Source organism: Adlercreutzia shanghongiae (genome assembly GCF_035830635.1).
GTDB classification, from domain to species: Bacteria; Actinomycetota; Coriobacteriia; order Coriobacteriales; family Eggerthellaceae; genus Adlercreutzia; species Adlercreutzia shanghongiae.
The window spans coordinates 79,042-106,015 of sequence record NZ_JAYMFI010000019.1 but is presented as its reverse complement, the minus strand read 5'-3'; the positions used below and the strand labels follow the sequence as shown (position 1 = coordinate 106,015).

Here is a 26,974-nt window from a genome sequence, read left to right as displayed (position 1 = left end):
CGGGAAGGGCGCGCCCTTCCCGCCGGTCCGACGCATGGTTGACGTTCTAGTGGGCTTCGGCCCAGGTGGGGCCCCAGCTGACGTCGGCGATGAGGGGCACTTTCAGGTCGACGACGCCCTCCATAACTTCCTTCACCATAGCGGCCAGGCGCTCGAGCTCGGCCTCAGGGACCGAGAAGTCCAGCTCGTCGTGCACCTGGATCATCAGCTGGGCTGCGAAGCCCTCGTCCAAAAGACGGCGCTGCACCTCGTTCATGGCCATCTTGATGATGTCGGCGGCGCTGCCCTGCATGGGGTGGTTCATCGCCGTGCGCTCGCCGAAGGCCCGCTGCTGGCCGTTGGAGCTCTTCAGTTCCGGAATGTGGCGCTTGCGCCCGAGCATGGTCTCGGCATAGCCGCATTCCTTGGCCTTAGCCACCGTCTCGTCCAGATACGTGCGCACGCCCGGATAGGCCTCGAAGTAGCGGTCGATCATCTCGCGGGCCTCGGCCACGGGAATATCGAGGGTCTGGGCCAGGCCGAAAGCCTGCTGCCCGTAAACGATGCCGAAGTTCACGGCCTTGGCGCGACTGCGCATCTCGGGCGTCACGGCCTCTACTGGCAGTCCGAAGACGCGGGCCGCCGTGGAGGCGTGGAAGTCCGCACCGGAGTTGAAGGCGGCCACGAGATGCTCGTCGCCGGACAAATGGGCGAGCAGGCGCAGCTCGATCTGGGAGTAGTCCGCCGAGAGGAACAGCTCGCCGGCGCGCAGCGGCACGAAGCAGCTGCGAATCTGGCGGCCGAACTCCGTGCGCACCGGGATGTTCTGCAGATTGGGGTCCGAAGAGGACAGGCGCCCTGTGGTGGTGACGGTCTCGTTGAACTGCGTGTGCACGCGGCCGTCTTGGGCGCGCATGCGGGGCAGAGCGTCAATGTAGGTGCTCTTGATCTTCGCGAACTCGCGGTAGCGCAAGATGAGCACGGGCAGCGGATGGATGGCCGAGAGCTCCGTGAGCACCTTGGCGTCGGTGGAATACCCGCGCTGGTTCTTCTTCACCGGCGGCAGCTCGAGCACCTCGAACAGGATATGGGCCAGCTGCTTCGGAGAGCCCAGGTTGAAGGACTCCCCCGCCAGCTCGTAAATCTCGGCCGTGAGCTTGTCCACTTCGGCCTGGGCTTCGGCACCGAGCTTCTCAAGGCGCGGCACGTCGATGGCCGCGCCCACGCGCTCCATGCAGGCGAGCACGCCCACGAGCGGCAGGTCGATATCGGCGAAGGCCTCCCAGCTGCCTTCCTTTTTAAGCGCCTCAACGAGCAGCCCCCTTAAAAGGCGCGCGGCCGTGGCGCGCAGGGCGGCGCGGTCGGCATCGGCCTCGGCCTCGGGCAGCGTAGCGCCCGCGAACGCCTCCATGAGCGAGTCGTAGGTGTAAGCGGATACCGACGAGTTCAGCACATAGCCGGCCACCGACAGGTCGAATCCGTCCATGGCGAGCACCGCCCCGTCGCTCACCAGCGCCTTCTCGGCGGTATCGGCCGGATACACGCGGCGCACATCGGCCTTCACGTCCAAAGAGACGAAGGAGCCCTCCTCTATCAGCGAGGCGAGCAGGGCCAGGGCATCGTCTCCCTCGGCAATGACCGTGGCCTTGTCGGTGGCGAAGGCGGCCGTGGCCCCCTCGTCGAACAGCGACACCTGCTCCGGGTCCACGAAGGCCACGCCCACGCACTCCCCCGCCTCAAGGGCCCGGGCCAGCTCTGCGGCGCCCTCGGCGCCACCGAGGGCCGGTGCTACCTCCAGCTTCGCCTCCCGCGAGGGCGGCTCCGCATCGATCATGGCGAGCACGCGCGCCAGGGGGCTTGCCAGCTGATACTTGCCGAAGGTCTCTTCCACATCCGCCGCGTCGAAGGCGGGAAACGCCGCCCCCTCCAGATCGAGGGGGAAGTCCAAATCGGTCACGATGGTCGCGATATCGCGGGACAGAAACGCCGTCTCGCGGTTGTTCTCGATGTTCTCCTTCTGCTTGCCCTTAAGCTCGTCCACGTGCTCGTAGATGCCCTCCATAGAGCCGTAGGTCTGCAGCAGCTTCGTGGCCGTCTTGGGCCCGATGCCGGGCACGCCGGGAATGTTGTCGGAGCTGTCGCCCATCAGGCCCAGATAGTCGATGAACTGCGCCGGGGTCACGCCATAGCGCTCCTCCACCTCGGCCGGGCCGTTGATGGTCACATCGGTGATGCCCTTCTTCGTCGTTACGATGCGCGTAAGCTCGCTCGCCAGCTGGTAGGCGTCCTTGTCGCCGGTCACGAGCAGCGTCTCGTAGCCGAGCTGCTCATCGCGGGCCGCGATGGTGCCTAAAATGTCGTCTCCCTCCCAACCGGGCACCTTCACCACGGGAATGGCCATGGAGCCGAGCAGCTCCTCGATAACGGGGAACTGCACGCGCAAATCCTCGTCCATGGGCGGGCGCTGGGCCTTGTACTGGGCCAGCGCCTCGATGCGGTGAACAGGCTTGCCGGCATCGAAGGCGCACACCACGGCATCGGGGTCGGCCATCTCGATGAACTTGCAGAGCATGGTAAGGAAGCCGAACACCGCGTTGGTGGGGGTGCCGTCCTTGGCGTTCATGGGCGTCTGCACCGCGTGATAGGCGCGATGCATGAGCGAGTTTCCATCGATAACGGCGATTTTTTTCGACATTCTGAGCCTTTCGGGGTCTTTGTTGAAGGGTTTTCGGGAAGGTGGCGGGGAGGGGGCGCCCGCAGCCCGCTGCACGCTAGCTCCTGCTGCGAACGCCGTTAAAGGAAATAGCGGGAGGAACGCACATTGGTCGGTACCATCCCAAAACACTTGCTGCTGAAGTGGAAGCTATTTCTTAAATAACGGCGTTCACCACAGGGCGCGCAGAGGTCTGCGGGCGCCCCCTCCCCGCCACCTTGCAGCTCTTACTTGCTTGATTATACCCTCGTACTTACCTCATGCGTTCCATAAATAGCCGACGCCTCGTACGGTTTCGAGGCGTTGGGCCAACTCGGGTCCGAGTTTGGCGCGCACGCGGCGGACGTGGACGTCGACGGTGCGGCTGCCGCCGTAGTAGTCGAAGCCCCACACGCGCCGCAGCAGCGCATCGCGGGAGTAGGTGCGGCCGGGATGGGTGACGAGGAAGGCCAAAAGAGCATATTCCAAGTACGTGAGGTCCACCGGCTCTCCGCCGACCTTCACCTGGTAGGTAGCCAGGTTCACGGTCATGTTGTCTACGGTGATGTAGTCGGCCGAGCTGCTCTCGTTGCCGGGCCACAGAAGCTGGCGAATACGAGTGGCGCACTCGGCCGCCCCGGCGCCGTGCACGACGAAATCGGCCTTGCAGGACACCGGCAGACGGAACTGCGCCAGCTGGTCTTCGTTGACGATGAGGAGCATGGCGCTCGACCCTTCTTCGGCCAGGGCCGCCTCCACGGAGGACACCGTGCCCAAGGCCTCGCCTCGCGCCTCGTAGATCACCAAGTCGTGGGCAGGGTGCGTCGAGAGGAGCTTCTTGAACTGCGTCGAGGAGCCCGCCGCCACGTCCACATCCAGCTTCGAGAGCACCTGCTGGAACTTGTGCGCGTTATCAAGGCTGTCGGCAATGAAGATGACGGTTTTGCGCTGCATGCTACAACACCGCCAAATTCTGCTCGAGCTCCCAGTCGGACACGATGCCCTGGTAGGCCTCCCACTCCGCGCGCTTGGCGCGCACGAGGTAGTCGTGGATGTGCTCTCCCAGCGTCTCGCGCATAAGCCGGCTGGCCGCGAATCGCTCCACCGCCTCGCCGAGCGATTCCGGCAGCGTCTCGATACCGCGCTCACGGTGCTCGTGGCGCGAGCAGCCAAGGGGCGCCGCATCGTCAACCGGGTCCATCAGCTCTAAGCCCTCCTCGATGCCCGCCAGGCCCGCCGCCAGCATGACCGCGAAGGCGAGATAGGGGTTCGCCGCCGGATCGGGACTGCGCAGCTCCACCCGGCACGCCGACTCGCTGTTGGGGCGATAGCCCGGGATGCGCACCAGCGTCGAGCGGTTGCGGGCGCCCCAGCTGATGCAGGTGGGAGCCTCTCCCCCCGGCTGCAGGCGCTTGTAGGAGTTCACATACTGGTTCGTGACGAGCGTGTATTCCGGCGCGTACTTGAGCAGGCCGGCGATGTAGCTTTTCGCCACAGACGACAGGTTGTAGCCCGACGAGTCGTTCGCATCGAAGAAGACGTTGTTGCCGGAATTGTCGATGAGGCTCTGATGCACGTGCATGCCGTTGCCGGGCGCATCGGCCATGGGCTTGGGCATGAACGAGGCGTACACCCCGTGCTTCATGGCTACTTCCTTCACGACCTGCTTATAGGTCATCACCGCATCGGCCATGGAGAGCGCGTCGGCGTAGCGCAGGTCGATCTCGTGCTGCGAGGGCCCCTTCTCATGATGGGAGTATTCCACGGGAATGCCCATCTTCTCCAACGTGAGCACCGTGTCGCGACGCAGATCGGAAGCGGAATCGAGCGAGGTGAGGTCGAAGTAGCTGCCGCGGTCGAGCACCTCGGTGCCCTCGGCGTCTTTGAAGTAGAAGTACTCCAGCTCCGGCCCCACGATGAACGAGTAGCCGGCCTCAGCCGCCCTGCGCACCACCGATTCCAGCACGTGGCGCGAGTCGCCGACATAGGGCTCCCCTTCCGGCGTGCGAATACTGCAGATCATGCGCGCCACCGCGTTCGACTGCGGTCGCCAGGGCAGCACCTGGAAGGTGGAGGGGTCGGGGTGTGCCAGCATGTCGGACTCGCTGGCGGCCGAAAAGCCCGCGATGCAGCTCGCATCGAAGCCCATGCCGTCCTCAAAGGCACTCTCCAACTCATCGGGCACCACGGCAAAGGACTTCATATTGCCCAGCACGTCGGTGAACCAGAAGCGCACGAAGTGCACGTCGCGGCTCTCAACCGTCTTCAAAACGAAATCCTGCTCGGGATTCGCAACCATCTTCACTGCTCCGTTCGCCCTAGCGGGACGAACGGACTTGCCGACGCGGCGGTTCCAACAGGCACCTCGCTGACATTTGATTCGTCCCTGGTTTTTTGGAAATTATAGTTGGTTATTCTCATTACGCTCGAAAAATAAGGACTCTGCAAAAGAAAAAGACCCGCTGCGCGATGGGCGCGGGCGGGTCTTTCGCAAGCATGAGAAGCAACGGGCTACTCGGTGGCCTCCTCGACGGCCTCGGCAACCTCGGTGTCGGTCAGCTCCACCTCGGCAGCCTCCTCAACGGCGCCCTCGGCAGCGGCGTCGTCCATAGCCTGAACGTCGGCCTCAGCCTCGGCCTTGGCAGCCTCCTCGGCAGCCTTGGCGGCGTAAGCGGCGGCACGCTCGGCCTTAGCAGCGGCCTTGGCCTCGCGCTCGGCCTTCTTGGCAGCCTCGCGCTCGGCGATCTGAGCGGCACGCTCGGCCTTCTTGGCGGCCTCGCGCTCGGCAACGACGTCCTTGGCGGCGCCGAAGCGGTCGGCGAAGCGCTGGACGCGTCCACCGGTGTCGATGAGCTTCTGGGTGCCGGTGTAGAAGGGATGGCAGGCGTTGCAGATGTCGATCTTCAGCTCGGGCTTGGTGGAGCGGGTGGTGAAGGTGTTGCCGCAGCTGCACTTCACGACGCAGTCCATGTACTCCGGATGAATGCCTTGCTTCATGGGTTCTCCTATCTTCCTTGGTTTCCGACCAAGGGGTCAAAAGTGGGCTTGGTTTCCGACCAAGCCTTGAGACAAGCTTGTTTATATTAGCACCGTTTTCTCCGAATGCAAGAAAAAAGACCCGCGCAACACGGGTCTTTCTCATTTCCCTCCGCGAGCGGGAACTGCAAGATCATACGGTCATCGTTTGAAAAGCCATACTGAGACAGCATCGTCGTCAGACGGGAAAACAACATCAAGCGTCCCGCTATCCTCGAGATCAATAAACGCGTAGGCGGTTTTCCCGGTTTCAAAACGCAGCCGATACGTCAACAACTGACTCTGAGCATCGCCCTGTTCCTCCGAAGTTTCCCACGAGAAACTAACGGACTCTCCCGCTGTTCCCACTTCTCCGTGCCCACTGGAATCAAACTTGATGTAGTCCTCGTCACGGTCCATGGGGAGAATTGCACTTGAACCAATATCCCCGGCACGTGCTTCCTCAAGAGAAACATCGGAGGCAACGCCGACCCCCATCCACTTGCCTTCAATCTCGTCTTTCGGTCCAGCACATGTTGAAGAGCAGAATGACACCAGCGTCAGAACTGCCATCAAAGAAACGGCCACGTCTAACAGTCGACGTATTCTGCCCTTGGGCTTCCCGCCTTTTTCCAATCGAGAGGCATCGCTCGTCCTATCACCATTCTCTGAAGAAACCATCGTTTTCTCGACGTCCGCACTTTTCGTATTCACTGCATTTTCAAATTCTGAACCAGCCATGCGCACCTCCACCGAAAAAGGCGAGTCCGCATTGGGAACGCCCATGAATCCACGACTACATACTCTCCTCGCATTAGCTGGGGTTTTTCGTGTCAGCGTGTCCGACCTTCTCAATTTCGACGAAATGTGATTTATCCACAAAATGCTTTTGTTTAGGCCAGATATGTCGAACTCGCTTTTTCCAGGGCAACAAAATCGTTGCAGCGAGCAGCGAGTTTCGTGGAATTTCCGAACTCAACCTTGTGCCGATATAGGTTCTCGGCATTTTTTCGTATCTTTTCCTGCGAACGCTTGACGATACGATATTCAGCCAAAAGCAATGATCGATAGCGGCCGTCTTTCTCTTGCGAGAAGTCAACTCTAGAGACCACAGCATCCGGAGCAGGAAACATGCAATTGAGGTTAACGACGGCGTATTCACCAATCTTGATGAAGTCAAGGGAGTTCTTCATTTTGCGATGCTTGCTCTTGAAAGAAGAGAGCGGGGCAAAATAGTTCATCCCCTTAACCTGGAATATGATTCCTAGGTATTTTCGGGAATGCCCTTGCCCCGGACGAGCGTTCCCGAACAGCCTTGGCTCCACTGTTCGCAGGTAGTCCACATAGGCTTCATCTACGGTAAAGAACGCAATCGATTTCATTGACCCCTCCCCCAATGACAAAGCAGGGAGCGGACTTCCCGCTCCCTGCTGTTACGTTCGCACTCAGAGCTGCGAAACACTCGCTTATAAATGTCTTGCTTCGGGCCAAGAGAAGCCCTCTGCTAACTGTCTCGCTTAGGGCCGAGATACACCCGCTGCTTGCAGTCTAGCAGCTTTCTGCCGACTCTTCAATACCTGTTAGATCTCGGTCACCCACAGGCCGTGGAGGTTGCAGTGCTCGTACACGCGCAACGGCTTCTCGCCCTCGGGGACGACGAACTCGGCGTGGGGGGCATCGGCCGGAGTCAGCGGCTTGATCTGGTAGCCCTTGTCGGTGACCAGGCAGATGAACTGGATCCAGTGCTCCTCGGTCATGGGATGGTCCACCGAGCCCACGTTCACGACGACCTTGCTGCCCTTAACCTCGACGGCAGGCACGTGCTTTTCCAGCGCCGCGTCCTGGGAATCAGCCACAAGCTCCACCATCTTCTCGCCGCAGCACACCAGCGGCACACCGGCGTCGAACACCTTCACGGCGATGTTTCCGCAGTGCATGCACTTGAAGAACTTCACATCCATGTTGCACCTCATATCTCTTACGTTCAGTATCGAAAAAATACGGCGGCTGCAGAACCCAGTCGCTTCACGCATTGTAGGGCAACGACCCCGCAAGCACGGCGCGCATTGACGAGTGACACCGCGTCGTTACAGGAAAACCCTACTCCGCCTTATGGGAAGCATCGCCGTCCGCCTCACCTGTCGGGGCATCTCCCGACGGCGCATCGAAGCCCGCCGTCCCCGCAAGCAAGGGACCCTGCTGAGGCTTGCGCGTCTTCGCCGCATAGACGAGCAGCGCCACCCCGGCCACGATGAGCGGGGCCGAGAGCACCTGGCCCATGGTGAGCCAGCCGCCCCAAAGGTATCCCAGCTGCACATCGGGCTCGCGGACGAACTCGATAAGGAAGCGGAACACGCCGTAGAGCACCATGAACCAGCCGACGAAGGTGCCCTGCGGGCGCGGCGGCACCCTGCGCGAGAGCGCGTAGAGCACGCAGAAGATGACCAGTCCCTCGAGCACCGCCTCGTAGAGCTGGCTGGGGTGCCGCGGCATCATGCCGGCCGCGCCGCCGAAAACGACGCCGAGAGGCCCGTCGGTGGGCGCGCCCCACAGCTCGCCGTTCACGAAGTTGGCGCAGCGGCCGAAGAACAGCCCCACGGGCGCGGCGATAGAGCCCAGATCGGCCAGGGTGAGAAACGGGATGCGCGTCATGCGCGCCGCCACGGCACCGCCGATGAGCAGGCCCACCATACCGCCATGGAAGCTCATGCCCCCCTGGTTGAAGGCGAGGATCTCAAGCGGATGGGCGAAGTAGTAGCCGTCGCCGTAGAAAAGCACGTAGCCGATCCGCGCGCCCAGAACCACGCCGACGATAGCGCAGACCATGAGCGTCAACAGGTTGTCTTCGGACACGCCGAGCTTCCAGCGCCGAGCCACGAAATACACGATGGCGGCGGCGCAGACGAAGCCGGCCACGTAGGCCAGGCCGTACCAACGGACCACCAGCGGTCCGAGCGAGAAGGCGATGGGGTCGAGCCCCTGGTAGATTTCGTTCAGCATCAGGATGTTCCCTCGTGGGCGCCCATGCCGGCACCCAGCTCGATCGCAGCGAACATGACTTCCTCCCGCAGCTCGGGCGGGATGGGCAACAGCGCGGAAATGCGCGTGGCGCAGTGCGGGCAGGTCAGGGTGTACAGGGCGATGTCGCTTCGCAGGGCCATGAGCGAGTCGAAGGAGGCAAGCTCGACGTCGTCGGCCCTGCAGGCCGGACAGGTCACCATCGTCTTCACTGCGCTCACCGCCTTTGCCTCAGAATCATCACTGTCCTGCTCCACATTGTAGCAGAGCCGGTGCGCGAGGCGGCGTCAAGGGCGCTGCGCCCGCGCATTCGTTTCCTTACAGCAAGAATCGGTTGCGGCCGCTGAACTTGTCGCGGGTGCACGTCTTTGGATCGATGTCCGGACCGTTCTTGAGGAAGTGCTCGCAGAAGCGGCATACCTGCTTTACGGCCGCGTCGTAATCGCGGCTGGGGTTCAGCAGCACGTCGAAGTCGTCGCACACCACATGGGTCGGGCGATGGCACGCAGCATAGTGGCAATCCGCCGGACAGGGCTCTCCCGGCACGTTGTGCGGACAGCGCCCCTGCATCTCGTCATCGCATCCGCGAAAGCTCCAACAGCCTTCCATACACCAGCCTCTCTCGCTCTCGTTAATACAATACTTGGTTGGTTAAAGTCAGCGAGAGGCTCTGACGCGTTTCAGATTCGCCCGCCTTTGCACCAAGTTGGCTTCGGCCAACGCCGAGTGCAAAACAAGGGTGAATATGAAATGCGTCAGAGCCTCGTAGCGTCGAGTGGTCCGTGTGGCCGTCAGGCCGCACGGAACAGATTACTGAGCCGGCACCACGCTGGTCACGCCGGGCACGCGCTCCTTCAGGATGCGCTCCACGCCGTTGGCGAGCGTCATCTGGGACATGGGGCAGCCCTTGCAGGCGCCCTGCAGCTCCACGGTGACCACGCCGTCCTCGGACACGTCCACCAGCTGCACGTCGCCGCCATCGGCCTGAAGGCTCGGACGGATCAGCTCCAGCACGGCCGCCACATCGGACTTCTCAACCATGAGTCACTCCTATCATGAGAGGTTCTTGTATCGAGGGCATCATAGCACAGGGCGGACCCGCGCCCCCTAGCCGATCCAGTCGCTGCCGATAATCACCAAAACGTTGGTGTCGAAGTGGTAGAAATCGCCGCCGTTCACCACCCGGCCCGCGGACAGATCGCTCACGATGGCCTTGGCCGCGATTTCGAAGGCCTCATCCTTGTAGATAACGAGGGTCTCGGGGTAAACGGCGCCGTCGTCCACATTGCCCACCGAGGCCACCTCGTAGCCGTCGGAGGTGAGCAGCTCCCCGCAACGGGCCGCCGCCCCCTGGATGCCGCTGCCATTGCGCACCTCCACGGTGACGAGGCTGCGGTCCACGTTGGCCAGGTCGGCCTCGGCCGCCTGCGGCGACTGGCCGGACTTCACAGCCTCCATCATGGAAGCGAGCTCGTCGCCGGCCACCTCAAAGGTCGCCGGTGCGCCGTCCTCGCCATCCACCGTACGTCCGGGAACCACGGCAGCGTACACCGTCGCGTCCGTCAGCGGACTGAATGCGTCTCCCATGGCGATGATCTGGCCGCTCGTCCAATCGGTAGAGACGAAGGCGGAGCCGTCGGCCACCACGCTCGGGAAGGCGAGGCCCTCGCCCGAAGCGGCGCACTCGGCCAAGTTCACCGTGAACAAGGCGCGCATCTTCGCCTGGGTCTCAAGGGCCTCGGCGTAGTTGGATGCGCGCAGAAGCGTGAGCGCCTGGGCGCCGTCGAGGGTCTGGGCCCCGGCGGCGAGCACGCGGGTGCCGGCCCGAGGGTCGTCCACCTCCTCGGAAAGCTCCACGGGCACGCCGCCCACGATATCGACCAGCCGGGAGAGTCCCTCGGCGTTCGTGGAGGCGAAGTGGGAGAACTCGATGCCGAGCAAAGCGCCCGCCGCGCGCAGAAGCTCCGCGTCTCCCCCAACGGACTGCGCATCGGACAGCGCATGGCGCTCGCCATCGGATAGCTCCACCGCGACCGAAGACGGAATGGTCACGAACGTGAGCACACGGGAGGCCGCATCGATGCGCACGGCCATGTAGGCCTTGTCGGTATCGTTGGGAGCGGTAGCGCCCGTAGTCAGGTCGGCAACGAGCAGCGCGTAGGAGGCGGCACCGTCCTCGGCGGCCACGAGGGCCTCCTTGGCGTTGGAGTCGCCCAAGGAGAGCTGGGAGTCGGACCACGCGAAAAACGCCATGGTGCCAGCTACTGCCGCAACCACGACGACAAGCGCGGCCACCGCGCCGAGAAACGCCATCTTGCGGCGGCGGGTGCGCGCCTGAATCTCCTCTACATACCCCCTGCGCGAGCGGCGGCGGGCAAAATCGGAGTCGCTCTCCCCGCTCGTGGCGGCAACGTCCACCTGCTCCACCATGCCGCGATTGGCCCGACGGCTGCGCCGGCTGTCGGAGAAATCGACGCGGGAGGCGCGCTCCGCCCCCGCCGAGGCGGCATGGCGGGGGCGTCCCGAGGGGCTGCGCTCCACATGGGAGCCGATCATGGAGTCGTTCACGCGCCGTGTCACGCGGCGCGTCCGCGAGGCCGAAGAGGCCTTTCTACCGTGCAAAGCCATGAGCGCCCCTATCGAGGAGAGGGAGCCGCCACGCGGCGAATATCGGCGCCGAGAGAGGCGAGCTTGCCCGCATAGTCCTCATAGCCGCGATCGATGTGCTCCAGATGATGCACGCTCGTCTCGCCGTCGGCCACAATACCCGCCAGCACCAGGGCGGCACCCGCGCGCAGGTCGGTCGAGGACACCGGAGCGCCCTGCAGATGATCCACGCCGCGCACGATGGCGTGATGGTCGTCCAGCGTCACATCGGCGCCCATGCGCATGAGCTCGGCAGCGAACATAAAGCGGTTCTCGAAGACGTTCTCCGTGATGACCGACACATCGTCGGCGAGTGCCGCCAGCAGCATGAACTGGGCCTGCAAGTCGGTCGGGAAGCCCGGATGGGGCAAGGTCTGGATGTCCACCGAGCACAGCGGCGCCTCGCGGCTCACGGTAATCCAGTCCTTACCGGTTTGAACCTCGCAGCCCATGGCGCGCAGCTTCATGATGGCCATGCGCAAGAAGGCCGGATCGATACCGCGCACCGTGAGCGGGCCGCCCGTCAGCGCGCCGCCGACGAGGAACGTGCCCGCCTCGATGCGGTCGCCCACCGTGGTGTGCTCGCAAGGGTGCAGCGACGAGAGCGGCACGCCCTCGATCTCGATGAGCGAGGTGCCCGCGCCGGACACCTTGGCCCCCATGGCGTTGAGCATGTTGGCCAAATCCTCGATCTCGGGCTCGCAGGCCGCGTTCTCGATGGCCGTATGGCCCTCGGCGGTCACCGCGGCCATGAGCATGTTCTCCGTCGCCCCCACCGAGGGGAATTCCAAGTAAACGTGGGCGCCCTTCATGCCCTGGGGCGTTGTCGCCTCCAGCACGCCGTGGTCCACATCAAAGTGGACGCCCAAAGCCTCAAGCCCCACCAGATGCATGTCGATTTTACGAGCGCCGATCTGGCAGCCGCCGGGCATGGCCACGCGCGCCTCGCCGAAGCGGCCGATGAGGGGGCCGAGCACGGAGATGGAAGCGCGCATCTTCGAGACGAGCTCATAGGGCGTCTCGCAGCTATTTACGTTGGCCGTATCGATGCGCAGGGTATGCTCCTCGCGCTTGACCGTGGCACCGAGGCGCTCGAGCACCTCGGCCATGATTTCGATGTCGGAGATAAGCGGCACGTTGTGCAGCACCGTCTCGCCCTGGCCCAGAATGGATGCGGCCATGAGCTTGAGCGCCGAGTTCTTGGCGCCGGATATTTGCACGTCGCCTTCGAGGGTATGGTTCCCCCGCACGATGATGACTTCCTGGTTCATTTCTAGTCCTTTTGCCGGGGCGCCGCGACGCCCGCAAGTCATGCATTAATCCATAAGTGCTCTTATTATAGAAAAAAGCCCGCGCCAACGCGCGGGCTTTTTCCGATTCTGGAGCAAAAACTACAGGTGCGAGTTCTCGCTTGCAGGCTACTCGCCCAGAGCGAAGCGCACGAAGCCGGTGATGGCGATCGTGCCGCCCATGGCCTTGGCGCACTCGTCGGCGTACTGGGACACCGTGAGGTCGGGATTCTTCACGAAGTCCTGCTCGGCGAGGCAGTTCTCCTTGTAGAACTTGTCCATGCGGCCCTCGGCGATCTTCTCCTGGATGGCCTCCGGCTTGCCGGACTCGGCGGCCTGGGCCTTGTAGATCTCCATCTCGTGGGCGGCCACGTCGGCGGGCACGTCCTCGCGGGTGGCGGACACCGGGTTCAGAGCGGCGACCTGCATGGCGATGTCGCGACCGCACTTCTGGAAGTCCTCGGAGGCCGGGTCGATGCCCTCGACGTTGAAGGTCACCAGCACGCCGATCTTGCCGCCGCCATGGATATAGGCGGACACGGCCTGGGCCTCCACCACAGCCACGCGGGCCAGCTGGGAGTTCTCGCCCATCACGTGGATGCAGTCGGTCACGATCTCCTCGACGGTCTCGCCGTCGATGGAAGCGGCCTTCAGAGCGTCCACGTCGGCGGCCTTGGAGGCCAGGGCGGCGCGGGCGATCTTCTCGGCATAGGCCTTGAACTTCTCGTTCATGCCCACGAAGTCGGTCTCGCAGTTCAGCTCGACCACGGCGCCGGTGGTGCAGGCGTCGTCCACGATGGCCATGACGGTGCCCTCGTTGGTGGCGCGTCCCGCCTTCTTGGCCACGGCGGCCAGACCGCGGGTGCGCAGCACGTCGACGGCTTTCTCCATGTCGCCCTCGGCCTCGGCCAGGGCCTTCTTGCACTCCATCATGCCCGCGCCGGTCATCTCGCGGAGCTCCTTCACCATGGAAGCGGTGATGTTAGCCATGAATTCCTCCTTTGGGGAATGAGAGTCTTACTACCTCGGGTTTACTCGGCCACGGCGTCGGCCACGACGTCGGCGACAACCTCGGCCGCGGCGCCGGCGGCCACGTCCTCGGCGGCCTCGGTGGCCACCTCGGCCACGGCGTCGGCGGCAGCGGCCTCGCCGGCCATCTCGGCGGCGGTCACGTCAGCGCCGGTGCCGGCGATAACGGCGTCGGCGATGAAGTCGGCGAGCAGGCGCACGGAGCGGATGGCGTCGTCGTTGGCCGGGATGCCGTAATCTACGTCGTCGGGATCGCAGTTGGTGTCCAGCGTGCCCACCACGGGAATCTCGAGGCGATGGGCCTCATGGATGGCGATGCCCTCGCGGTTGGTGTCAATCACGAAGATGGCGTCGGGCACCTTCTTCATGTTGCGGATGCCGTTCAGGTTGGTCTGCAGCTTCGCCAGCTCCTTGTGCAGCAGGATCTGCTCCTTCTTGGGCAGAAGCGCCATGCGGCCGTCGGCGTCCATGGCCTCCAGCTCCTCCATGCGCTTCACGCGGGTGCGGATGGTGGCGAAGTTGGTGAGCATGCCGCCGAGCCAGCGGGCGTTCACGTAGGGCATGCCGCAGCGGTTGGCAGCCTCGGAGACGGCCTCCTGGGCCTGCTTCTTGGTGCCCACGAACAGAACGGTGCCGCCCTTCTTGGTGAGGTTGCTCACGAAGGTATAGGCAGCGTCAAGACCGTAGAGGGTCTGCTTGAGGTCGATGATGTAGATATCGCCGCGATTGCCGAAGATGTACGGTTTCATCTTGGGGTTCCAGCGGCGGGTCTGATGCCCGAAGTGCGCGCCGGCGTCGAGCAGCGTGGTGATGCTGACTTTCGTCATGTTCTCTCCATTCGTTAGTCCTCTGCCCGAGGTCTTCCCAGCTTACTGCAGCCTTTTTCCGGTGGCCACTCGCAGCGCCGGTCGCCCGAGCATGTGTGATAGTTGCCGCTGTTCCTGCGACCCTCGCAGACACAGCCTGTCTAAAATAGCACAATCCCCCGCTAATGCAAGGGATTGCGTAAAGAAAACACCCCACCGGGCAGGGGTCCGCCCCCTTTGCCGCCCTTTGCCGCTTTTGGCGGGCATCACCCTGTACTGGACATGGGCCGACATGGCCTTTCAAGGTCCCCTGCTCTTTCCCGCGTCCCTCCTTGCAGACGGGCACGTCTTCCCCCCGTGGGTGACGCCGGTATGCGCCAGCGCGCTCACGTATTTCGCCATGGGCCTCTGGTTCCGACGGACCAACGTGGTGTTCCGCCGGCCGTGGTATTTGACCGTCGTCGGCGCGGGCATGGGCACGATCCTCCTCAACAGGCTCAGCTTCATTGCCGCTGCGCACCGCTCATCGACACCGCTCATCGACACCGCTCATCGACGCCGCTCATCGACGCCGCTCAGCGGAGCCCTTCTATGCTGCGCTGCTTCAAGGACGCGAGCAGGCCAGCCCGCTCGGACGCGCTTGCGAGGCGATTCCGATGGAAGCTGCGCCCTAGGGCGCGGGCGATTTGGCCGGCCAGCTCGTCCAGCGCCGCGAGCGACGACAGGTGCTGCGCCGTCGCCGTGAGCACGGTCACCGAGCACGATTCCAGCTGGTTGCGCCGCAGCGCATCGAGGCGCAGCTTCTCCCCTTTTGCATGGAAGGCGTCGCTGTCGTATTCCACCGCTACCTGCGCTTCGGGCCAGAACAGATCCGCCACGCGCACCCGCCCCGCCTCAGCATCCACCGGCACTATGCGGTTCATCTGCGGCTTGGGCAGCCCGTAGCCGCCAACGCTCTTCGGGAGCGAGAGCATGAGCGCCAGGGCGGTTTCCATGGGCGAGGCCGAGCCGTCCACCGCGCAGCGCACCGCCCGGGCCATGGCGCGACCGGCTCTGGAGCCGGCAGACTGCGCCCCAAACCGCGCCATAGCCCGAAGGCACGAGACGGGAACGGGGCGATTGCTGAGCGCCTGCTCCCGAAGCGCCACCTCGGCGCGCAGCCCTTCGGCGCCGCGACTCATCTGAGATGCCTCCACAAGGCCGTAGTAGTATGTGGAGCAGAGCTCGGAAACCAGCTCCGCCAACTTGGGCAGCGGCATCTTGAGGGCCAGCTGGAGCACCGCCATCTCGGGACTGGCAATAAGCAGCCCCTCGCCGGGTCCGCGAATGAAGGAGCCCGGATGCGGGACAGCAGCACTCACGCGGCACACCATGGTAGACGTCGTCCGGCGCGATGCCCGGCCCGGCGCCATCACGCGCACCGGCGCGCTCACCATGCCCGCACCCTGATCGAGCACCTTCGCAGCCATCTGCTCCGACGGCTTGAAGGGCGCATCGCACCTCGCCGCCTCCGCGTATTCGACCGCCTCCTCGTAGACAATCTCCAGTCGCTCGCTTGCCAACAGCCACGCGCGCTCTTCGGTGTCGGGATTTCCCAGCGGCGGTCGCAACTTGGGAACCCGGTCCCCCGTATCCAAACTGACGGTCTCGCCGATGAACAACCCGTAGAAACTGCCACAGGTCCAACACTGCGCCGCGGTCAGCCCCTCGATGATCGTAGCCAATTGCCCCTCCTTACGCGACAAGTAATCCCATCCCTATTCAGCCATTGCGGTCAGCCCCTGCAGCAAAGTCAAGATTTGGAAAATGTGCAAAATTGGCCAGCTTTCACGCTCTCACGCCGCTCGCTTTTCAGAAAAGCGCATTTTCCAAATAAGCGCGGCCAAAATATCGCATTTTCCAAATTTTCCGAGCACGAAGCTCGCATGGCTCTTTCTGCATACCTCGTTGAACTGGCATTATTCCATATCGATTCTCAGCCATATTGCACAAACAAGGAAAACCATTTGGAAAATGTGCTTTTTCGCGAGTCGAGCGTCAGCGATGCACTTCGCGGCCCCTCGAATCGCGAGCCTTGCCAACTCCAAAGAAAAAGGAGCCCGTCAAACACGGACTCCCGATTCCTGCTCTATCGACCCTCGCAGCGCCCAGGTAAGTACGGCCAGGCCGATGCCCGCCAGGCCGATTCCAGCCAGGCCGATGCCCGCTGCACCGACTTCCAAGCGCACTGCCGATGTCGCCCATGGCATTTGCCCTTCGGCACGGCAATCGGGCGAACCGCACGCGAATCCTACTTGTACTGGCTCTCGTGCTTGCGGAAGAAGTCGAAGCGCGGGGGCAGCTCGTGGACGCGATGAGCGCCGGCGTCGATCTCGATGGCCGGGCACAGCTCCTCGTTGGACTCGAAATCGTAGTTCCAGCTGAAGAAGTCCTCGAAGCCGAAGCTCATATAGTCGCAAATCTTCTCGCAGCCCGCAGGAACAATGGGGTGCATCAGCAGCGTGGCCACGCGCAGCAGGTAGAAAGAATCCAGCAGCACCTGACGGCGCGCCGATGCGTCCCCCGACTCCTCGGCGGCCTTGATACCGTCGGCCCACCACTTGTTCGAGAAGCGGATGAACTCATCGCACAGCGACATCACCGAATGCAGCTCGACCTTGTGCATGAGTTCGTCATAGCCGAGCAGCGCCTTATAGGCACGCTCGCGCACCTCTTCGGTCACCGGGCCTAGGGGCATGCAGCCATCGAAGTTCTTGCCCGCCTCGTAGAAGCAGCTGCGCGCCAGGCGATTGAACACGTTGGTGAGCAGCGCGCCCTCCTTGAGCACCGGGTCGGCCACCCGCGGATCGTCGCGCTTGGCCGGGTCGGGGTCGAAGGGCTTCGGCGAGAAACCGACCGACTTCTGGTCGAGGCCCAGGGCCAGAAAGTGCGCGCGCAGCTGCTCGGCAGTGTAGTGCTCCAAGAGCTCCTCGCCCGTGGGCGGCTTCACCGAGCCCGACGAGGAGGCCTTCTTCTTCCCGAAGAGCATGTGGTGGTTCGCCACGAGCGTGGTCTGGCGCATCTGGGAGTCGGGGCCCTCAGCGAACAGGCCGCCCGGGCGCAGCGCCTCCCACAGCGCCGGCTGGGCCACGCCGTAGAAGTACAGGTTATCCTGGCCGATGAACTGGTAGACCCGCGCGTCGTCGGAGCACCAGAAGTCGCGCCAGCTCGTGCGCGGCAGCCCGCGCTCGTCGTTCACGGTGATGGTGAACGATATGGGCGCCCACAGCGACTCGGGCCAGCACCACACGGTGAGCCCCTCCACGTCGCCCAAGACCGGTGCGCGCACGCCCCATTCGATGTTGCCCGTGATGCGGAAGGGCACGAGGGTCTTCGAGGTGCGGAAGCGCAGGCCGGCCGCGGCCAGCGCGTCGCGGGCCGCATCGCGCTCGCCGATGGTGGCGAACTGAATCTCGAAGGACTGCTTGTTGCCCTCGGCGGGGCGGAACTCATGGGGCGGCAGGCTCGGGGCCATGGCCTCGTACTCTTCCAAGTGCTCGTTCTTCACGAAGATCACCGGAGGCGCCAGAAACTCGGCGATGGCCTTCGTGACCACGGGGCGCACCTCGTCGTCGGCCTCCAGGGCGCGCACGTGCTCCTTCAGGAAGCCCTCGAAGGCGGGCAGATCGAAGTACCAGTTCTCCACCGGGCGCATCTCGGGCGCGGTGCCCGTGAGCGTGGACACCGGCGCGATGAGGTCCACCGGCGCGTACTGGTGGCCCAGGTCGCACTCGTCGGCGTAGGCGTGCTCGGACTTGCAGCCCTGCACGGGGCAGCGCCCCTGCACCTGGCGACCGTTCAAGAAGGTGCCGGCCTCAGCGTCGTAGAACTGCAGGGTGGAATCCAGCTTCAAGTGCCCCGCCTCGTGCAGCCGCTCGATGAACTGGTCGGTAATCATCTGGTGCACGTCGCCCGCATGCCCGATACCGCTGCCCTCGTAGATGTCCAGGCTCACCTGGAAGGCCTCGAGCGTGGCCTTCTGGCGCTCGTGATTGGCCAGCACGTAGTCGGCGATGGTGCCCGAAAACTCGCCGACCTCTACGAGCTTGCGGTAGCCCTCGTTGATGGGGCTGCCGAAGCAGTCGGTGCCGGAGACGAAGCGCACGTTCTCGGCGCCGATGCGGTCGCGCAGAAAGCGCGCGAAGGCGTCGGCGGGCACGAACACACCGCCGATATGGCCGAAGTGCAAGGGCTTGTTGCCGTAGGGCATGCCGGCCGTCACCACGGCGCGGGCGGGCCACTGGGGGCGGGTGTTATCCTTCAAGTCCGACACGGTTCTCTAACTCCTTCAAAGCCTCGGAAAGATCTTGCGAATCTTGCGTGCCCATGATATCGAGAAGACGGGACAGGTCGCTTGAGCTCGACTGCAGATACACGGTATCCGCATCGGATATGCCCGCCAGCTCGCAGGCCTTCGCCACGGCCGCCTCTTGCGTGCCCAGCTCGTCGGCCAGGCCGTTTTCCACGGCATCCATGCCGGTGAAGGTAAGACCCGTGGCCAAGGCGCGCACCTCATCGACGGGCATGTCGCGGCCCTCGGAGACCGTCTGAATGAATACCTCGTTGATCTGGTCCACCTGGTCTTGGTACCAGGCGCGCTCCTCCTCGGTAAGGGGACGGTTGCCGGCGCCGGAGTCCTTGGCGTCGGCCGACGTGATGTTCTCGATGGAAATGCCGAGCTTCTCGTAGAGCCCCGACAAATCGGTCACCGACATGATGACGCCGATGGAGCCGATGGAGGTGGTCTTGTCCGTGAAGATGTAGTCGGCCTGGGACGAGATCATATAGGCGGCGCTCGCGTTGATGGAGGCGCTCGAGACCACGACGGGCTTTGAGAAGTCGCGGATGTAGGCGCTCATCTCCTCGCCGGCCGTGGCCACCCCTCCCCCGGAGTTCACCCGCAGCACGACCGCCTTGATATGCGGGTTCTGCTCCGCGGCGTCAAGCTGGGCTTTAAGGCCCTCGGGGCTTGAGGTGGTGCCGTCGTACTGGATGGTTCCGCTGATGTTGATGATGCCCACAGTGTCGCCGGCGACGGTCTCGGTCCAGGAGGGCGACTCGTAGGAGAAGGCCCCCATGGAGCTCGTGAACACCGAGGTGCACGAGCCGATGGTGGCGATGCCGAGCACGAGCACCGTCAGCACGGCGGCCAGACCGACGATCCAGCCACGGCGCTTCTGGGGCTGGGCCGGCGCAGCGTAGATGCCCTGGGCCTGAGCCTGGGGCGCATAGGCCGGCTGGGGCTGCGCGGCTCCGTAGCCATAGGGCTGCGCCGGATGCGGCTGGGCCTGAGGCTGGGGCTGCGGCTGGCCGCTCTGCGGCACGGGCTGGGGCTGCGGCGCCCCGGACTGGGGAGCGCTTCCCCAGGCGGCGTTTTGCCATTGGTTCTGTTCGGTCATGACGTTAGCCCGCCTTCTTACAGCTCGACGCCGTCGTCCGCGCGGCCCTGCTGGGTCTGCATCTTCTTGGCCATGCGCAGCAGGAACTCCTGGTTGGAGTTGGTCTGCTTAAGCGACTTGATGAGCATGTCCATGGCGCGCTCGGTGGAGTTCGTGTTCGCCAGAATGCGGCGCACGCCCCAGATGAGCGGGGCCTCCTGCGGGTCCATGAGCAGCTCCTCTTTGCGCGTGCCCGAGGAGATGGGGTCGATGGCCGGGAAGATGCGGCGGTCGGCCAGGTAGCGGTCGAGCTTGAGCTCCATGTTGCCCGTGCCCTTGAACTCCTCGAAGATCACCTCGTCCATCTTCGAGCCGGTCTCGATGAGGGCCGAGGCGAGAATGGTGAGGCTGCCGCCGTTCTCGATGTTGCGGGCGGCGCCGAGGAAGCGCTTGGGCGGGTACAGCGCCGTGGAATCCACGCCGCCGGACAGGATGCGTCCGCTGGCGGGTTGGGCCAGGTTGTAGGCGCGGGCCAGACGGGTGATGGAGTCCAGCAGGATAACGACGTCCTTGCCCTGTTCCACCAGGCGCTTGGCGCGCTCGATGACGAGCTCGGCCACCTGGATGTGGTTCTCGGAGGGCATATCGAAGGTGGAGGAGACCACCTCGCCGCGAATGGAGCGCTCCATGTCGGTAGCCTCCTCGGGGCGCTCGTCGATGCCCAGGTACATGAGATGCACATCGGGATTGTTGGCCGAGATGGCCGCGGCGATGTCCTTGAGCACCGTGGTCTTGCCGGCCTTGGGGGGCGACACGATAAGGCCGCGCTGACCCTTGCCGATGGGGGCCGTCAGGTCGATGACGCGGGCCGTGGTGGTGTTCTTGCCGTGCTCCATGAGCAAACGCTCGTCGGGGAACACCGGCGTGAGGTCGGCGAACTTGGGGCGCAGGGCCATGACCTCGGGGGGCATGCCATTGACGGCGCTCACCTTCTGCAGGGCCGCAAACTTGTCGTTGGGGCGGGCCGGACGGGTCGTGCCCGTGACCATGTCGCCCTTGCGAAGACCGTTCTTGCGAATCGTGGCGAGACCCACGTAAATGTCGTTCTCGCCGGGCAGGTAGCCCGAGGTGCGCAAGAAACCGTAGCCGTCGCCCATGACATCGAGCACGCCGGTGACCTCAGTGAAGCCCTCGGCCTTGCAGGTGGCCTCGTAGACGGCATCCACCAGCTCGGCCTTCTTCATGCCCGCGCCATCGAGGGAAAGCTCGGCAGCTCGGGCACGCAGGTCGGCCACCTTAAGCTCGGCCAGCTCTTCTTTGGTCACCGAAGGCTGCACCTCGCGATTGCGGTTCTCGTGGCGGTTCTTCTTGTTCTTCTTGTTGCCCGGGGCGTTCTGCTTGCCCTGGTTGCCCTGGCTCTGGTTACCGTTCTGGCCGTTCTGGTTCTGGTTCTGGCGGCGCTCCTCGCGGTCGCGGCGGCGAACCACGGTGGTCGTGGTGCGCTCGCGCTTGGCCGCGGGCTTCTCGCCCTCAGCCTTAGCGGCCCCGACGGAGGCGTCAGCCTCAGGGGCCTTGTCTGCCGCAGGCTGCCCCTCGGCAGGCGGCTCGGCCTCGGCGGCAGCCTTGCGCGTGCGGGCGCGGCGGGGCTTGGGGGCCTCTTCGGCCGGCGCCTCCGTCGGGGCGGCCCCGCCCTCGGGCGCAGCAGCCTCGGCCGTCTCGGCGCTCTTGCGCGCGCGGGCGCGGCGGGGCTTCGGGGCCTCTTCGGCCGGCGCCTCCTCCGCAGCTTTGGCCGCCGTGCGGCGGCGGGTCGTATTCTTGGCCGGGGTCTCGGCCGAGGCCTCTGCCGCCTCGGCAGGCGCGTCCTCGGCGACCTTCTTGCGCGGGCGGCCGCGCTTGGGCTTCTCGGGGGCCGCCTCGGGGGTGGCCGCGTCTTTGGTTACCGTTTCTTGGGTGTCGCTCATGCGTTCTGCACTTTCTCCCAGTCCTTAAGGAACGACTCCAGGCCGCGGTCGGTGAGCGGGTGGGTCACGCACTTCTTCAGGATGCCGAAGGGCACGGTGGCGATGTCGGCTCCCATGAGGGCCGCCTGGGTCACATGGTTGGCGCTGCGGATAGAGGCAGCGATGATCTCGATCTTCTCCCCGTTCACCGTGTCAGCGGAAAAGTCGTAGTTGCCGATGGCGGTCACCACGTCCTCCAGCTGGGCCAGGCCGTCCTCGGAGATGTCGTCGAAGCGGCCCACGAACGGCGAAATGTAGCGCGCGCCGGCACGGGCGGCCAGGATGGCCTGGGGTACCGTGAAGCACAGCGTCATGTTCACGGGAATGCCCGCATCGGCCAGCTCGCGCGTGGCGGCCAGGCCCTCCACCATGGTGGGGATCTTCACCACGACGTTGGGGGCGATCTCGGCCAGCTCGCGGCCGTCGCGCACGATCTCGTCGCGGGTCATGGCCACCGACTCGGCGGACACCGGGCAATCGGGGCCGACGATGTCGCAGATACGCTTGATGTGGTTATGGAAATCGTCCAGCTTGCCGCCGATGCGCGAGTACAGCGTCGGGTTGGTGGTCACGCCGGCCAGGGCGCCCCAGCTGGCAGCCTCCTCGATCTCGGCGAGATCGGCCGTGTCCAGAAAGAACTTCACGTTCGTCCTCCTTCTTGAGGTTTTCGGGAACTAAAGGGATTGGCGTCCAAATCAAGAGCGGTGCGCACCGAGAAGCCCCTGCCGTGAGAACGTTGAAGATGAGATACGGAGCATTGGGAAGGAAATTATGCGCTCGTTCGCGCCTGAGATTCAGAACTGGCATCATAGTAACGCAACTGCCCTGCGTGCACAAGAAAAGCACTCGACTGGATGCGATTTGCCGCCAAACTGGATTCGTCCTTTATTTTCGAGGCATCTCCGCGGCAAATTCGCCCAACAAACGGCGCTCGATCGGCTGCCCCAAATCGAAAAAGCACATTTTCCAAATGCAAATGCGAGCAAGCGTGCCAGACCACCTTGCATCCCGAAAGAAACGCCTGTTCAGCGCACCGCATCTTGTGCTTCAATTTTTAATCGGAGCCCTCGGAATTGGAATAGGTGCTTAAATGGACACTTTCATTTGGAAAATGCGCTTTTCCGTTCCTCACCCCTTGAAAAGCATGCGATTTTGTCCAGAAAAGCACCTTTTCCAATTCTCAGCTCGAGCGGGTGCTTCGGAGGAGCTGGCCTTGGGAGCGAATCCCGGGAAGGCGAATCCCGGGAGCCGAAGCCCCAAGGACGCGCGGACCTCCCGGCGCGAGATCCGCGCGAAACCTCCTACCCCCGCAGCGAGCGGTAGAAGCAGGTGCGCTCGCCTGTGTGGCAAGCGGGACCGGCGGGATGCACCAAGGCGAGCAAGGTGTCAGCGTCGCAGTCGTAGCGGAGGTCCACCAGCTTCTGGGTGTTACCGCTGGTGGCACCCTTATGCCAGATTTCCTGGCGACTGCGCGACCAGAACACGGTTTCGCCACGCTCTAAGGTAAGCGCGATAGATTCCTCGCTCATCCACGCCATCATGAGCACCTCGCCGGTCTCGGCGTCCTGCACGATGCACGGGATGAGCCCGGCCCCGTTGTACTTCAGCTCGGAAAGGTTCATTCGGGTTCTCCTCCTACAAACTGACCAGCATCACCTTGATGCCGGAATTCCTGAAGATGGGCTTCATATACTCCGGATCGCGCAGCTCGGGCAGGACCTGCTGCAACGCGAGGAAGATGTCCGCCGACGGCGCGCGGGTGGCATCTTCCAGAGCGTATATCGTGCGCTCAGAGATTTTCATGCCCGTCCCCTCCTCCACCGCATCGGTGAGCTTCTGCCCGCGCGTAAACCCGTTGGCCAACCGCGCCGCCTTCAACAGCACTCCGTAGGCCTCCCAATCGATAACGCTGTTTTCTTTCGCCATCGCCTGCTCCTCTTGCACTATCGTGCTACTTTTGCTATTTTTGCTAATTGCATTATAGTGCAATAGTTTGCGAATCAATACCATATATGATATAAAGAGGCCGAAATGTTTGATATCGAGTTCTACCGAACGCGAAACGGATCCTGCCCCATGGAGAGCTTTCTCGATTCGCTTGACTCAAAAATGGCCGTGAAGGCTCTCCAAGAGCTTTCACTGCTAGCCGAAAAAGGAATCGAGCTGCGAGAACCTCACTCCAAAGCCATAGGAGATGGTCTCTTCGAACTTCGAATCAAGCTCGGTTCAGACATCTCGCGGGCTTTCTACTTTTTCCTTAAGGGCAGACGCATCATCGTCACAAACGGCTTCATTAAGAAGTCGCAGAAAACGCCTTCGAGGGAAATCAGACGAGCTCGCCTTTTCAAACAAGATTGGGAGGAACGCTATGGCAGTTAACGATGTCCAAGCTTACCTTGAAAAACGTAGCGAGCACGATGCCGATTTCGCGCAAGCTTGGGAGGATGCGAAACCCGAGTATGAGATTATGAAGCTTATCGTCGAGGGACGACGGAGCTGCGGTCTCAGCCAGCAAGAAGTGGCAGACCGTTGCGGGATGCAGCAGTCGAACATAAGTCGTCTTGAAAACGGCAACGGCAACCCCACAATTTCAACGCTGCAGAAACTTGCTCACTGCTTCGGGAAAAAGCTCGAGATACGCTTTGTGTAGCTCGCGTCTCACAAGCGGACGGGGATGCCGGCGGCGCGCATGGATTCTTTTACTTGGCGCACGGTGAGCTCGCCGAAGTGGAAGACGCTGGCAGCGAGCACCGCGTCGGCCTCGCCCTCGATGATGCCTTCGGCGAAATGCTCGAGCTTGCCCACGCCTCCGCTGGCAATGACGGGGATGTCTACCGCCCGGGCCACAGAGCGCGTCAGGTGGCAGTCGAAGCCGTCGCGACTGCCGTCGCGGTCCATGGAGGTGAGCAGAATCTCCCCCGCTCCGCGGCGAGCCGCTTCGCGGGCCCACTCGATGGCGTCAATGCCCGTGTTCTTGCGACCGCCGGCCACGTAGACCTCCCACTTGTTGGGATTGCCGGGAACGGACTTCGCATCGATGGCGCAGAGAATGGCCTGGGTGCCAAAGGCTCGGGCAGCATCGGTAATGAGCTGAGGATTGGCCACGGCCGCCGAGTTCACCGACACCTTGTCGGCGCCCGCCGCGATCATCGTGCGGATATCGGCCACGCTGCGGAAGCCGCCGCCCACGCAATAGGGCAAATGGAGCTCGGCGGAGGCATGGCTCGCGAGCTCCACCGTGGTGGCGCGCTCGTCGCTCGTGGCGGTAATGTCGAGGAAGATGACCTCGTCGGCCTTCTGCTCGTCGTAGGCACGGGCCAGCTCGATGGGGTCGCCGGCGTCGCGCAATCCGACGAAGTTCACGCCTTTTACGACGCGGCCGTCTTTAACGTCAAGGCAAGGAATTACTCGTTTTGTCAGCATGCTCTTTTCAACCTGTCCGTCGGCGAACCAGCCGGTATTGTGATTCGCTCAGACAGTCCTCGCTCTGCGAAACAGGACATTTAGTCCTGTTTCGTTCGCTGCGGAACTCGCTCGGTCACAACACCGGCTGGTTCGCCGACTACTCTTCCTTAGCTGTTAGAATTCCAAATCTTCGATCGTGAGGGGGCGCTCTTCTTCCTCGAGGTGATCGCTTCCCTGATAGGTGCCGTTGCAGGCGGCGACGCCGTCGGCAACGCTTAGGGTGCCCTCGTAGATGGCGCGGCCGGTGATGACGCCCTCGACGGCATCGGCGATGGGCGCCAGGGCGAGGATGTTCTCGGCCGTGGCGATACCACCCGAGACGATGACGGGGTTGCCGAAGGCGGCGGCCATCTTCGCGTAGGCGTCGTTTTCCACGCCGGTCTGCATGCCGTCGCGGGCGATGTCCGTGTAGACGATGTGCGCATAGCCGAGCTTTGCCATAGACGCCGCCAAATCGGTGGCGGCGACGCCGGATCCTTCCGTCCAACCGGCCACGGCAGCCTCGCCGGCCTTGGCGTCGATGCCGGCCACGAGCGCGTCGGGGCCGAACTTCTCCATGGCCGCCTGGGCGAACTCGGGATCGCGCACCAGCGCAGTGCCCAAAATGACGCGAGTCGCGCCGGCGTCGAGCAGGCGCTCAGCGGCTTCCAAGCTGCGCACGCCGCCGCCCACTTCCACCTTAAGGCTCGTGGCGGCGAGAATCTCGCGGATGACCTCCACGTTATCGGGATTGCCCGACTTCGCGCCGTTCAAGTCCACCACATGGAGCCACTCGGCGCCGTCCTCCTCGAACAGCTGGGCCTGCAGGGCCGGATTCTCGTTGTACACCGTGACGGCACGGTAGTCGCCCTTGGCCAAGCGCACGGCGCGACCGTCCAAAATATCGATGGCGGGAAGAAGGTACATGGCTACTCCTTTGACGCGGCGGCGCTTTCCGCCACCTTATCAGCGAACGCGGCACCACTGCGCGATGTTGCGGCGATGGTTGCGAAGTTGGCAAGGAGGCGCGCGCCGGCCTCCGAGCTCTTTTCCGGATGAAACTGCACGCCAAATACCGGACGGCCCGGCACTTGCACAGCGCAGGGAAACGTCACCGAATGCACCGTCTCGGCAATGGTGGCCGCGCTCGGCGGGGCGATGTAGCTGTGGGTGAAGTAGAAGAACTCGCTCGGAGCGATGCCCTCGAACAGGGGGTTCGGCTCGGCGAACTCCACGGAATTCCATCCCACATGGGGCACCTTGTAGGCGCGCCCGGCCTCATCGGTGCGCGGCATGGCGTCCACCACGCCCTCGATGAAGCCGAGGCCGCAAGGCAGACTCCCCTCATCGGTGGCGTGCTCGGTGCCGGCGGCGAACATGAGATGCATGCCCAGGCAGATCCCGAGAAACGGTGCTCCCCCCTCCACGGCCCCGCGAACGGCCTCTAGCTGTCCGAGCTCGGCCATGGAGGCGGCCGCATCGGCAAAGGCTCCCACGCCGGGCAGCACGAGAGCATCGGCGGCGCGGATGACATCGGGTTCATCGGTCACGACGACCCCGGCCCCCACGCCGACAAGGCCCCGCTCCACCGAGAGCAGGTTCCCCTTGTGATAGTCAACAATCGCGATCACGGCGCCTC

Annotated in this window: 27 protein-coding genes; 2 read left to right on the top strand and 25 right to left on the bottom strand. The window is 63.6% G+C overall.

Annotated features, from left to right (window positions below; genetic code table 11):
- Positions 1-46: 46 nt before the first annotated feature.
- The 22 genes from polA to VJ923_RS09500 all read right to left on the bottom strand — a co-directional run bounded on the left by polA (position 47) and on the right by VJ923_RS09500 (position 23,817).
- Positions 47-2,674 (bottom strand): DNA polymerase I, encoded by a 2,628-nt coding sequence (gene polA / locus VJ923_RS09605; protein WP_326440912.1) that lies wholly within the window; start codon positions 2,672-2,674, stop codon positions 47-49.
- Between the two features lie 276 nt (positions 2,675-2,950).
- Positions 2,951-3,625, bottom strand: coding sequence for a winged helix family transcriptional regulator (locus VJ923_RS09600; RefSeq protein WP_326440910.1), 675 nt, complete (start codon positions 3,623-3,625; stop codon positions 2,951-2,953).
- A 1-nt stretch (position 3,626) separates the two neighbouring features.
- On the bottom strand, positions 3,627-4,970 hold the full coding sequence (gene glnA / locus VJ923_RS09595; RefSeq protein ID WP_326440908.1) for a type I glutamate--ammonia ligase: 1,344 nt from the start codon (positions 4,968-4,970) through the stop codon (positions 3,627-3,629).
- 212 nt (positions 4,971-5,182) lie between these two features.
- The gene (gene rpmE / locus VJ923_RS09590; protein ID WP_326440906.1) at positions 5,183-5,668 is read right to left on the bottom strand and encodes a 50S ribosomal protein L31; all 486 of its coding nucleotides are present in this window, start codon (positions 5,666-5,668) and stop codon (positions 5,183-5,185) included.
- A 180-nt stretch (positions 5,669-5,848) separates the two neighbouring features.
- Positions 5,849-6,427: a hypothetical protein gene (locus VJ923_RS09585; protein WP_326440904.1), complete on the bottom strand. Its 579-nt coding sequence runs from the start codon at positions 6,425-6,427 to the stop codon at positions 5,849-5,851.
- Positions 6,428-6,579: 152 nt separating this feature from the next.
- Positions 6,580-7,068 (bottom strand): type III toxin-antitoxin system ToxN/AbiQ family toxin, encoded by a 489-nt coding sequence (locus VJ923_RS09580; RefSeq protein ID WP_326440902.1) that lies wholly within the window; start codon positions 7,066-7,068, stop codon positions 6,580-6,582.
- 198 nt (positions 7,069-7,266) lie between these two features.
- Positions 7,267-7,659, bottom strand: coding sequence for a desulfoferrodoxin family protein (locus VJ923_RS09575; protein ID WP_326440900.1), 393 nt, complete (start codon positions 7,657-7,659; stop codon positions 7,267-7,269).
- A 127-nt stretch (positions 7,660-7,786) separates the two neighbouring features.
- Positions 7,787-8,686: a prolipoprotein diacylglyceryl transferase gene (lgt, locus tag VJ923_RS09570; RefSeq protein ID WP_326440898.1), complete on the bottom strand. Its 900-nt coding sequence runs from the start codon at positions 8,684-8,686 to the stop codon at positions 7,787-7,789.
- Positions 8,686-8,925, bottom strand: a complete 240-nt coding sequence (locus tag VJ923_RS09565) for a UDP-N-acetylmuramoylalanyl-D-glutamate--2,6-diaminopimelate ligase (protein WP_326440896.1) — start codon at positions 8,923-8,925, stop codon at positions 8,686-8,688. The genes lgt and VJ923_RS09565 overlap by 1 nt, the downstream gene beginning before the upstream one ends.
- 97 nt (positions 8,926-9,022) lie before the next feature.
- Positions 9,023-9,313: a hypothetical protein gene (locus tag VJ923_RS09560; protein ID WP_326440894.1), complete on the bottom strand. Its 291-nt coding sequence runs from the start codon at positions 9,311-9,313 to the stop codon at positions 9,023-9,025.
- 201 nt (positions 9,314-9,514) lie between these two features.
- Positions 9,515-9,745, bottom strand: a complete 231-nt coding sequence (locus tag VJ923_RS09555; protein WP_296012344.1) for a NifU family protein — start codon at positions 9,743-9,745, stop codon at positions 9,515-9,517.
- A 66-nt stretch (positions 9,746-9,811) separates the two neighbouring features.
- Entirely contained in the window at positions 9,812-11,332 is a 1,521-nt protein-coding gene (locus tag VJ923_RS09550; RefSeq protein ID WP_326440892.1) for an LCP family protein, read from the bottom strand.
- A gap of 8 nt (positions 11,333-11,340) precedes the next feature.
- Complete coding sequence (gene murA, locus VJ923_RS09545) at positions 11,341-12,621, bottom strand: UDP-N-acetylglucosamine 1-carboxyvinyltransferase (protein ID WP_326440890.1); 1,281 nt, start codon at positions 12,619-12,621, stop codon at positions 11,341-11,343.
- A 147-nt stretch (positions 12,622-12,768) separates the two neighbouring features.
- Positions 12,769-13,629, bottom strand: coding sequence for a translation elongation factor Ts (gene tsf, locus VJ923_RS09540; protein ID WP_326440888.1), 861 nt, complete (start codon positions 13,627-13,629; stop codon positions 12,769-12,771).
- A gap of 41 nt (positions 13,630-13,670) precedes the next feature.
- A complete protein-coding gene (gene rpsB / locus VJ923_RS09535; RefSeq protein WP_326440886.1) occupies positions 13,671-14,495 on the bottom strand; it encodes a 30S ribosomal protein S2 in 825 nt (274 codons plus the stop codon).
- Positions 14,496-15,049: 554 nt separating this feature from the next.
- On the bottom strand, positions 15,050-16,198 hold the full coding sequence (locus VJ923_RS09530; protein ID WP_326440884.1) for a hypothetical protein: 1,149 nt from the start codon (positions 16,196-16,198) through the stop codon (positions 15,050-15,052).
- A 566-nt stretch (positions 16,199-16,764) separates the two neighbouring features.
- On the bottom strand, positions 16,765-18,786 hold the full coding sequence (locus VJ923_RS09525; protein WP_326440882.1) for a class I tRNA ligase family protein: 2,022 nt from the start codon (positions 18,784-18,786) through the stop codon (positions 16,765-16,767).
- Positions 18,767-19,912, bottom strand: coding sequence for a signal peptide peptidase SppA (gene sppA, locus VJ923_RS09520; RefSeq protein WP_326440880.1), 1,146 nt, complete (start codon positions 19,910-19,912; stop codon positions 18,767-18,769). The genes VJ923_RS09525 and sppA overlap by 20 nt, the downstream gene beginning before the upstream one ends.
- 17 nt (positions 19,913-19,929) lie before the next feature.
- Positions 19,930-21,852, bottom strand: coding sequence for a transcription termination factor Rho (rho, locus tag VJ923_RS09515; RefSeq protein WP_326440878.1), 1,923 nt, complete (start codon positions 21,850-21,852; stop codon positions 19,930-19,932).
- Positions 21,849-22,535 carry a transaldolase family protein gene (locus VJ923_RS09510; protein ID WP_326440876.1) on the bottom strand — a complete coding sequence of 229 codons (687 nt, stop codon included), beginning with the start codon at positions 22,533-22,535 and terminating at the stop codon, positions 21,849-21,851. Before VJ923_RS09510 ends, rho begins: the two co-directional genes overlap by 4 nt.
- Positions 22,536-23,192: 657 nt before the next feature.
- Positions 23,193-23,513 (bottom strand): phosphoribosyl-AMP cyclohydrolase, encoded by a 321-nt coding sequence (hisI, locus tag VJ923_RS09505; protein ID WP_326440874.1) that lies wholly within the window; start codon positions 23,511-23,513, stop codon positions 23,193-23,195.
- 13 nt (positions 23,514-23,526) lie between these two features.
- Complete coding sequence (locus tag VJ923_RS09500; protein WP_326440872.1) at positions 23,527-23,817, bottom strand: helix-turn-helix domain-containing protein; 291 nt, start codon at positions 23,815-23,817, stop codon at positions 23,527-23,529.
- A 105-nt stretch (positions 23,818-23,922) separates the two neighbouring features.
- Here VJ923_RS09500 and VJ923_RS09495 point away from each other — a divergent pair, with 105 nt between their 5' ends.
- Positions 23,923-24,270 (top strand): type II toxin-antitoxin system RelE/ParE family toxin, encoded by a 348-nt coding sequence (locus tag VJ923_RS09495; RefSeq protein WP_326440870.1) that lies wholly within the window; start codon positions 23,923-23,925, stop codon positions 24,268-24,270.
- Positions 24,260-24,541 carry a helix-turn-helix domain-containing protein gene (locus tag VJ923_RS09490; RefSeq protein WP_326440868.1) on the top strand — a complete coding sequence of 94 codons (282 nt, stop codon included), beginning with the start codon at positions 24,260-24,262 and terminating at the stop codon, positions 24,539-24,541. Before VJ923_RS09495 ends, VJ923_RS09490 begins: the two co-directional genes overlap by 11 nt.
- Positions 24,542-24,549: 8 nt before the next feature.
- Here the strand turns inward: VJ923_RS09490 and hisF are convergent, their stop codons facing one another.
- From hisF to hisH, 3 genes are all read right to left on the bottom strand, one after another.
- Entirely contained in the window at positions 24,550-25,314 is a 765-nt protein-coding gene (hisF, locus tag VJ923_RS09485; protein ID WP_326440866.1) for an imidazole glycerol phosphate synthase subunit HisF, read from the bottom strand.
- 156 nt (positions 25,315-25,470) lie between these two features.
- Positions 25,471-26,262, bottom strand: a complete 792-nt coding sequence (gene hisA, locus VJ923_RS09480; RefSeq protein ID WP_326440864.1) for a 1-(5-phosphoribosyl)-5-[(5-phosphoribosylamino)methylideneamino]imidazole-4-carboxamide isomerase — start codon at positions 26,260-26,262, stop codon at positions 25,471-25,473.
- A 2-nt stretch (positions 26,263-26,264) separates the two neighbouring features.
- Complete coding sequence (hisH, locus tag VJ923_RS09475; protein WP_326440862.1) at positions 26,265-26,966, bottom strand: imidazole glycerol phosphate synthase subunit HisH; 702 nt, start codon at positions 26,964-26,966, stop codon at positions 26,265-26,267.
- Positions 26,967-26,974: the final 8 nt, after the last annotated feature.

Coding starts and splice junctions, on each gene's coding strand:
- polA (WP_326440912.1), bottom strand. CDS start 2,674: ATGTCGAAAAAAATCGCCGTTATCGATGGAAACTCGCTCATGCATCGC.
- VJ923_RS09600 (WP_326440910.1), bottom strand. CDS start 3,625: ATGCAGCGCAAAACCGTCATCTTCATTGCCGACAGCCTTGATAACGCG.
- glnA (WP_326440908.1), bottom strand. CDS start 4,970: ATGGTTGCGAATCCCGAGCAGGATTTCGTTTTGAAGACGGTTGAGAGC.
- rpmE (WP_326440906.1), bottom strand. CDS start 5,668: ATGAAGCAAGGCATTCATCCGGAGTACATGGACTGCGTCGTGAAGTGC.
- VJ923_RS09585 (WP_326440904.1), bottom strand. CDS start 6,427: ATGGCTGGTTCAGAATTTGAAAATGCAGTGAATACGAAAAGTGCGGAC.
- VJ923_RS09580 (WP_326440902.1), bottom strand. CDS start 7,068: ATGAAATCGATTGCGTTCTTTACCGTAGATGAAGCCTATGTGGACTAC.
- VJ923_RS09575 (WP_326440900.1), bottom strand. CDS start 7,659: ATGAGGTGCAACATGGATGTGAAGTTCTTCAAGTGCATGCACTGCGGA.
- lgt (WP_326440898.1), bottom strand. CDS start 8,686: ATGCTGAACGAAATCTACCAGGGGCTCGACCCCATCGCCTTCTCGCTC.
- VJ923_RS09560 (WP_326440894.1), bottom strand. CDS start 9,313: ATGGAAGGCTGTTGGAGCTTTCGCGGATGCGATGACGAGATGCAGGGG.
- VJ923_RS09555 (WP_296012344.1), bottom strand. CDS start 9,745: ATGGTTGAGAAGTCCGATGTGGCGGCCGTGCTGGAGCTGATCCGTCCG.
- VJ923_RS09550 (WP_326440892.1), bottom strand. CDS start 11,332: ATGGCTTTGCACGGTAGAAAGGCCTCTTCGGCCTCGCGGACGCGCCGC.
- murA (WP_326440890.1), bottom strand. CDS start 12,621: ATGAACCAGGAAGTCATCATCGTGCGGGGGAACCATACCCTCGAAGGC.
- tsf (WP_326440888.1), bottom strand. CDS start 13,629: ATGGCTAACATCACCGCTTCCATGGTGAAGGAGCTCCGCGAGATGACC.
- rpsB (WP_326440886.1), bottom strand. CDS start 14,495: ATGACGAAAGTCAGCATCACCACGCTGCTCGACGCCGGCGCGCACTTC.
- sppA (WP_326440880.1), bottom strand. CDS start 19,912: ATGACCGAACAGAACCAATGGCAAAACGCCGCCTGGGGAAGCGCTCCC.
- rho (WP_326440878.1), bottom strand. CDS start 21,852: ATGAGCGACACCCAAGAAACGGTAACCAAAGACGCGGCCACCCCCGAG.
- hisI (WP_326440874.1), bottom strand. CDS start 23,513: ATGAACCTTTCCGAGCTGAAGTACAACGGGGCCGGGCTCATCCCGTGC.
- VJ923_RS09500 (WP_326440872.1), bottom strand. CDS start 23,817: ATGGCGAAAGAAAACAGCGTTATCGATTGGGAGGCCTACGGAGTGCTG.
- VJ923_RS09495 (WP_326440870.1), top strand. CDS start 23,923: ATGTTTGATATCGAGTTCTACCGAACGCGAAACGGATCCTGCCCCATG.
- VJ923_RS09490 (WP_326440868.1), top strand. CDS start 24,260: ATGGCAGTTAACGATGTCCAAGCTTACCTTGAAAAACGTAGCGAGCAC.
- hisF (WP_326440866.1), bottom strand. CDS start 25,314: ATGCTGACAAAACGAGTAATTCCTTGCCTTGACGTTAAAGACGGCCGC.
- hisA (WP_326440864.1), bottom strand. CDS start 26,262: ATGTACCTTCTTCCCGCCATCGATATTTTGGACGGTCGCGCCGTGCGC.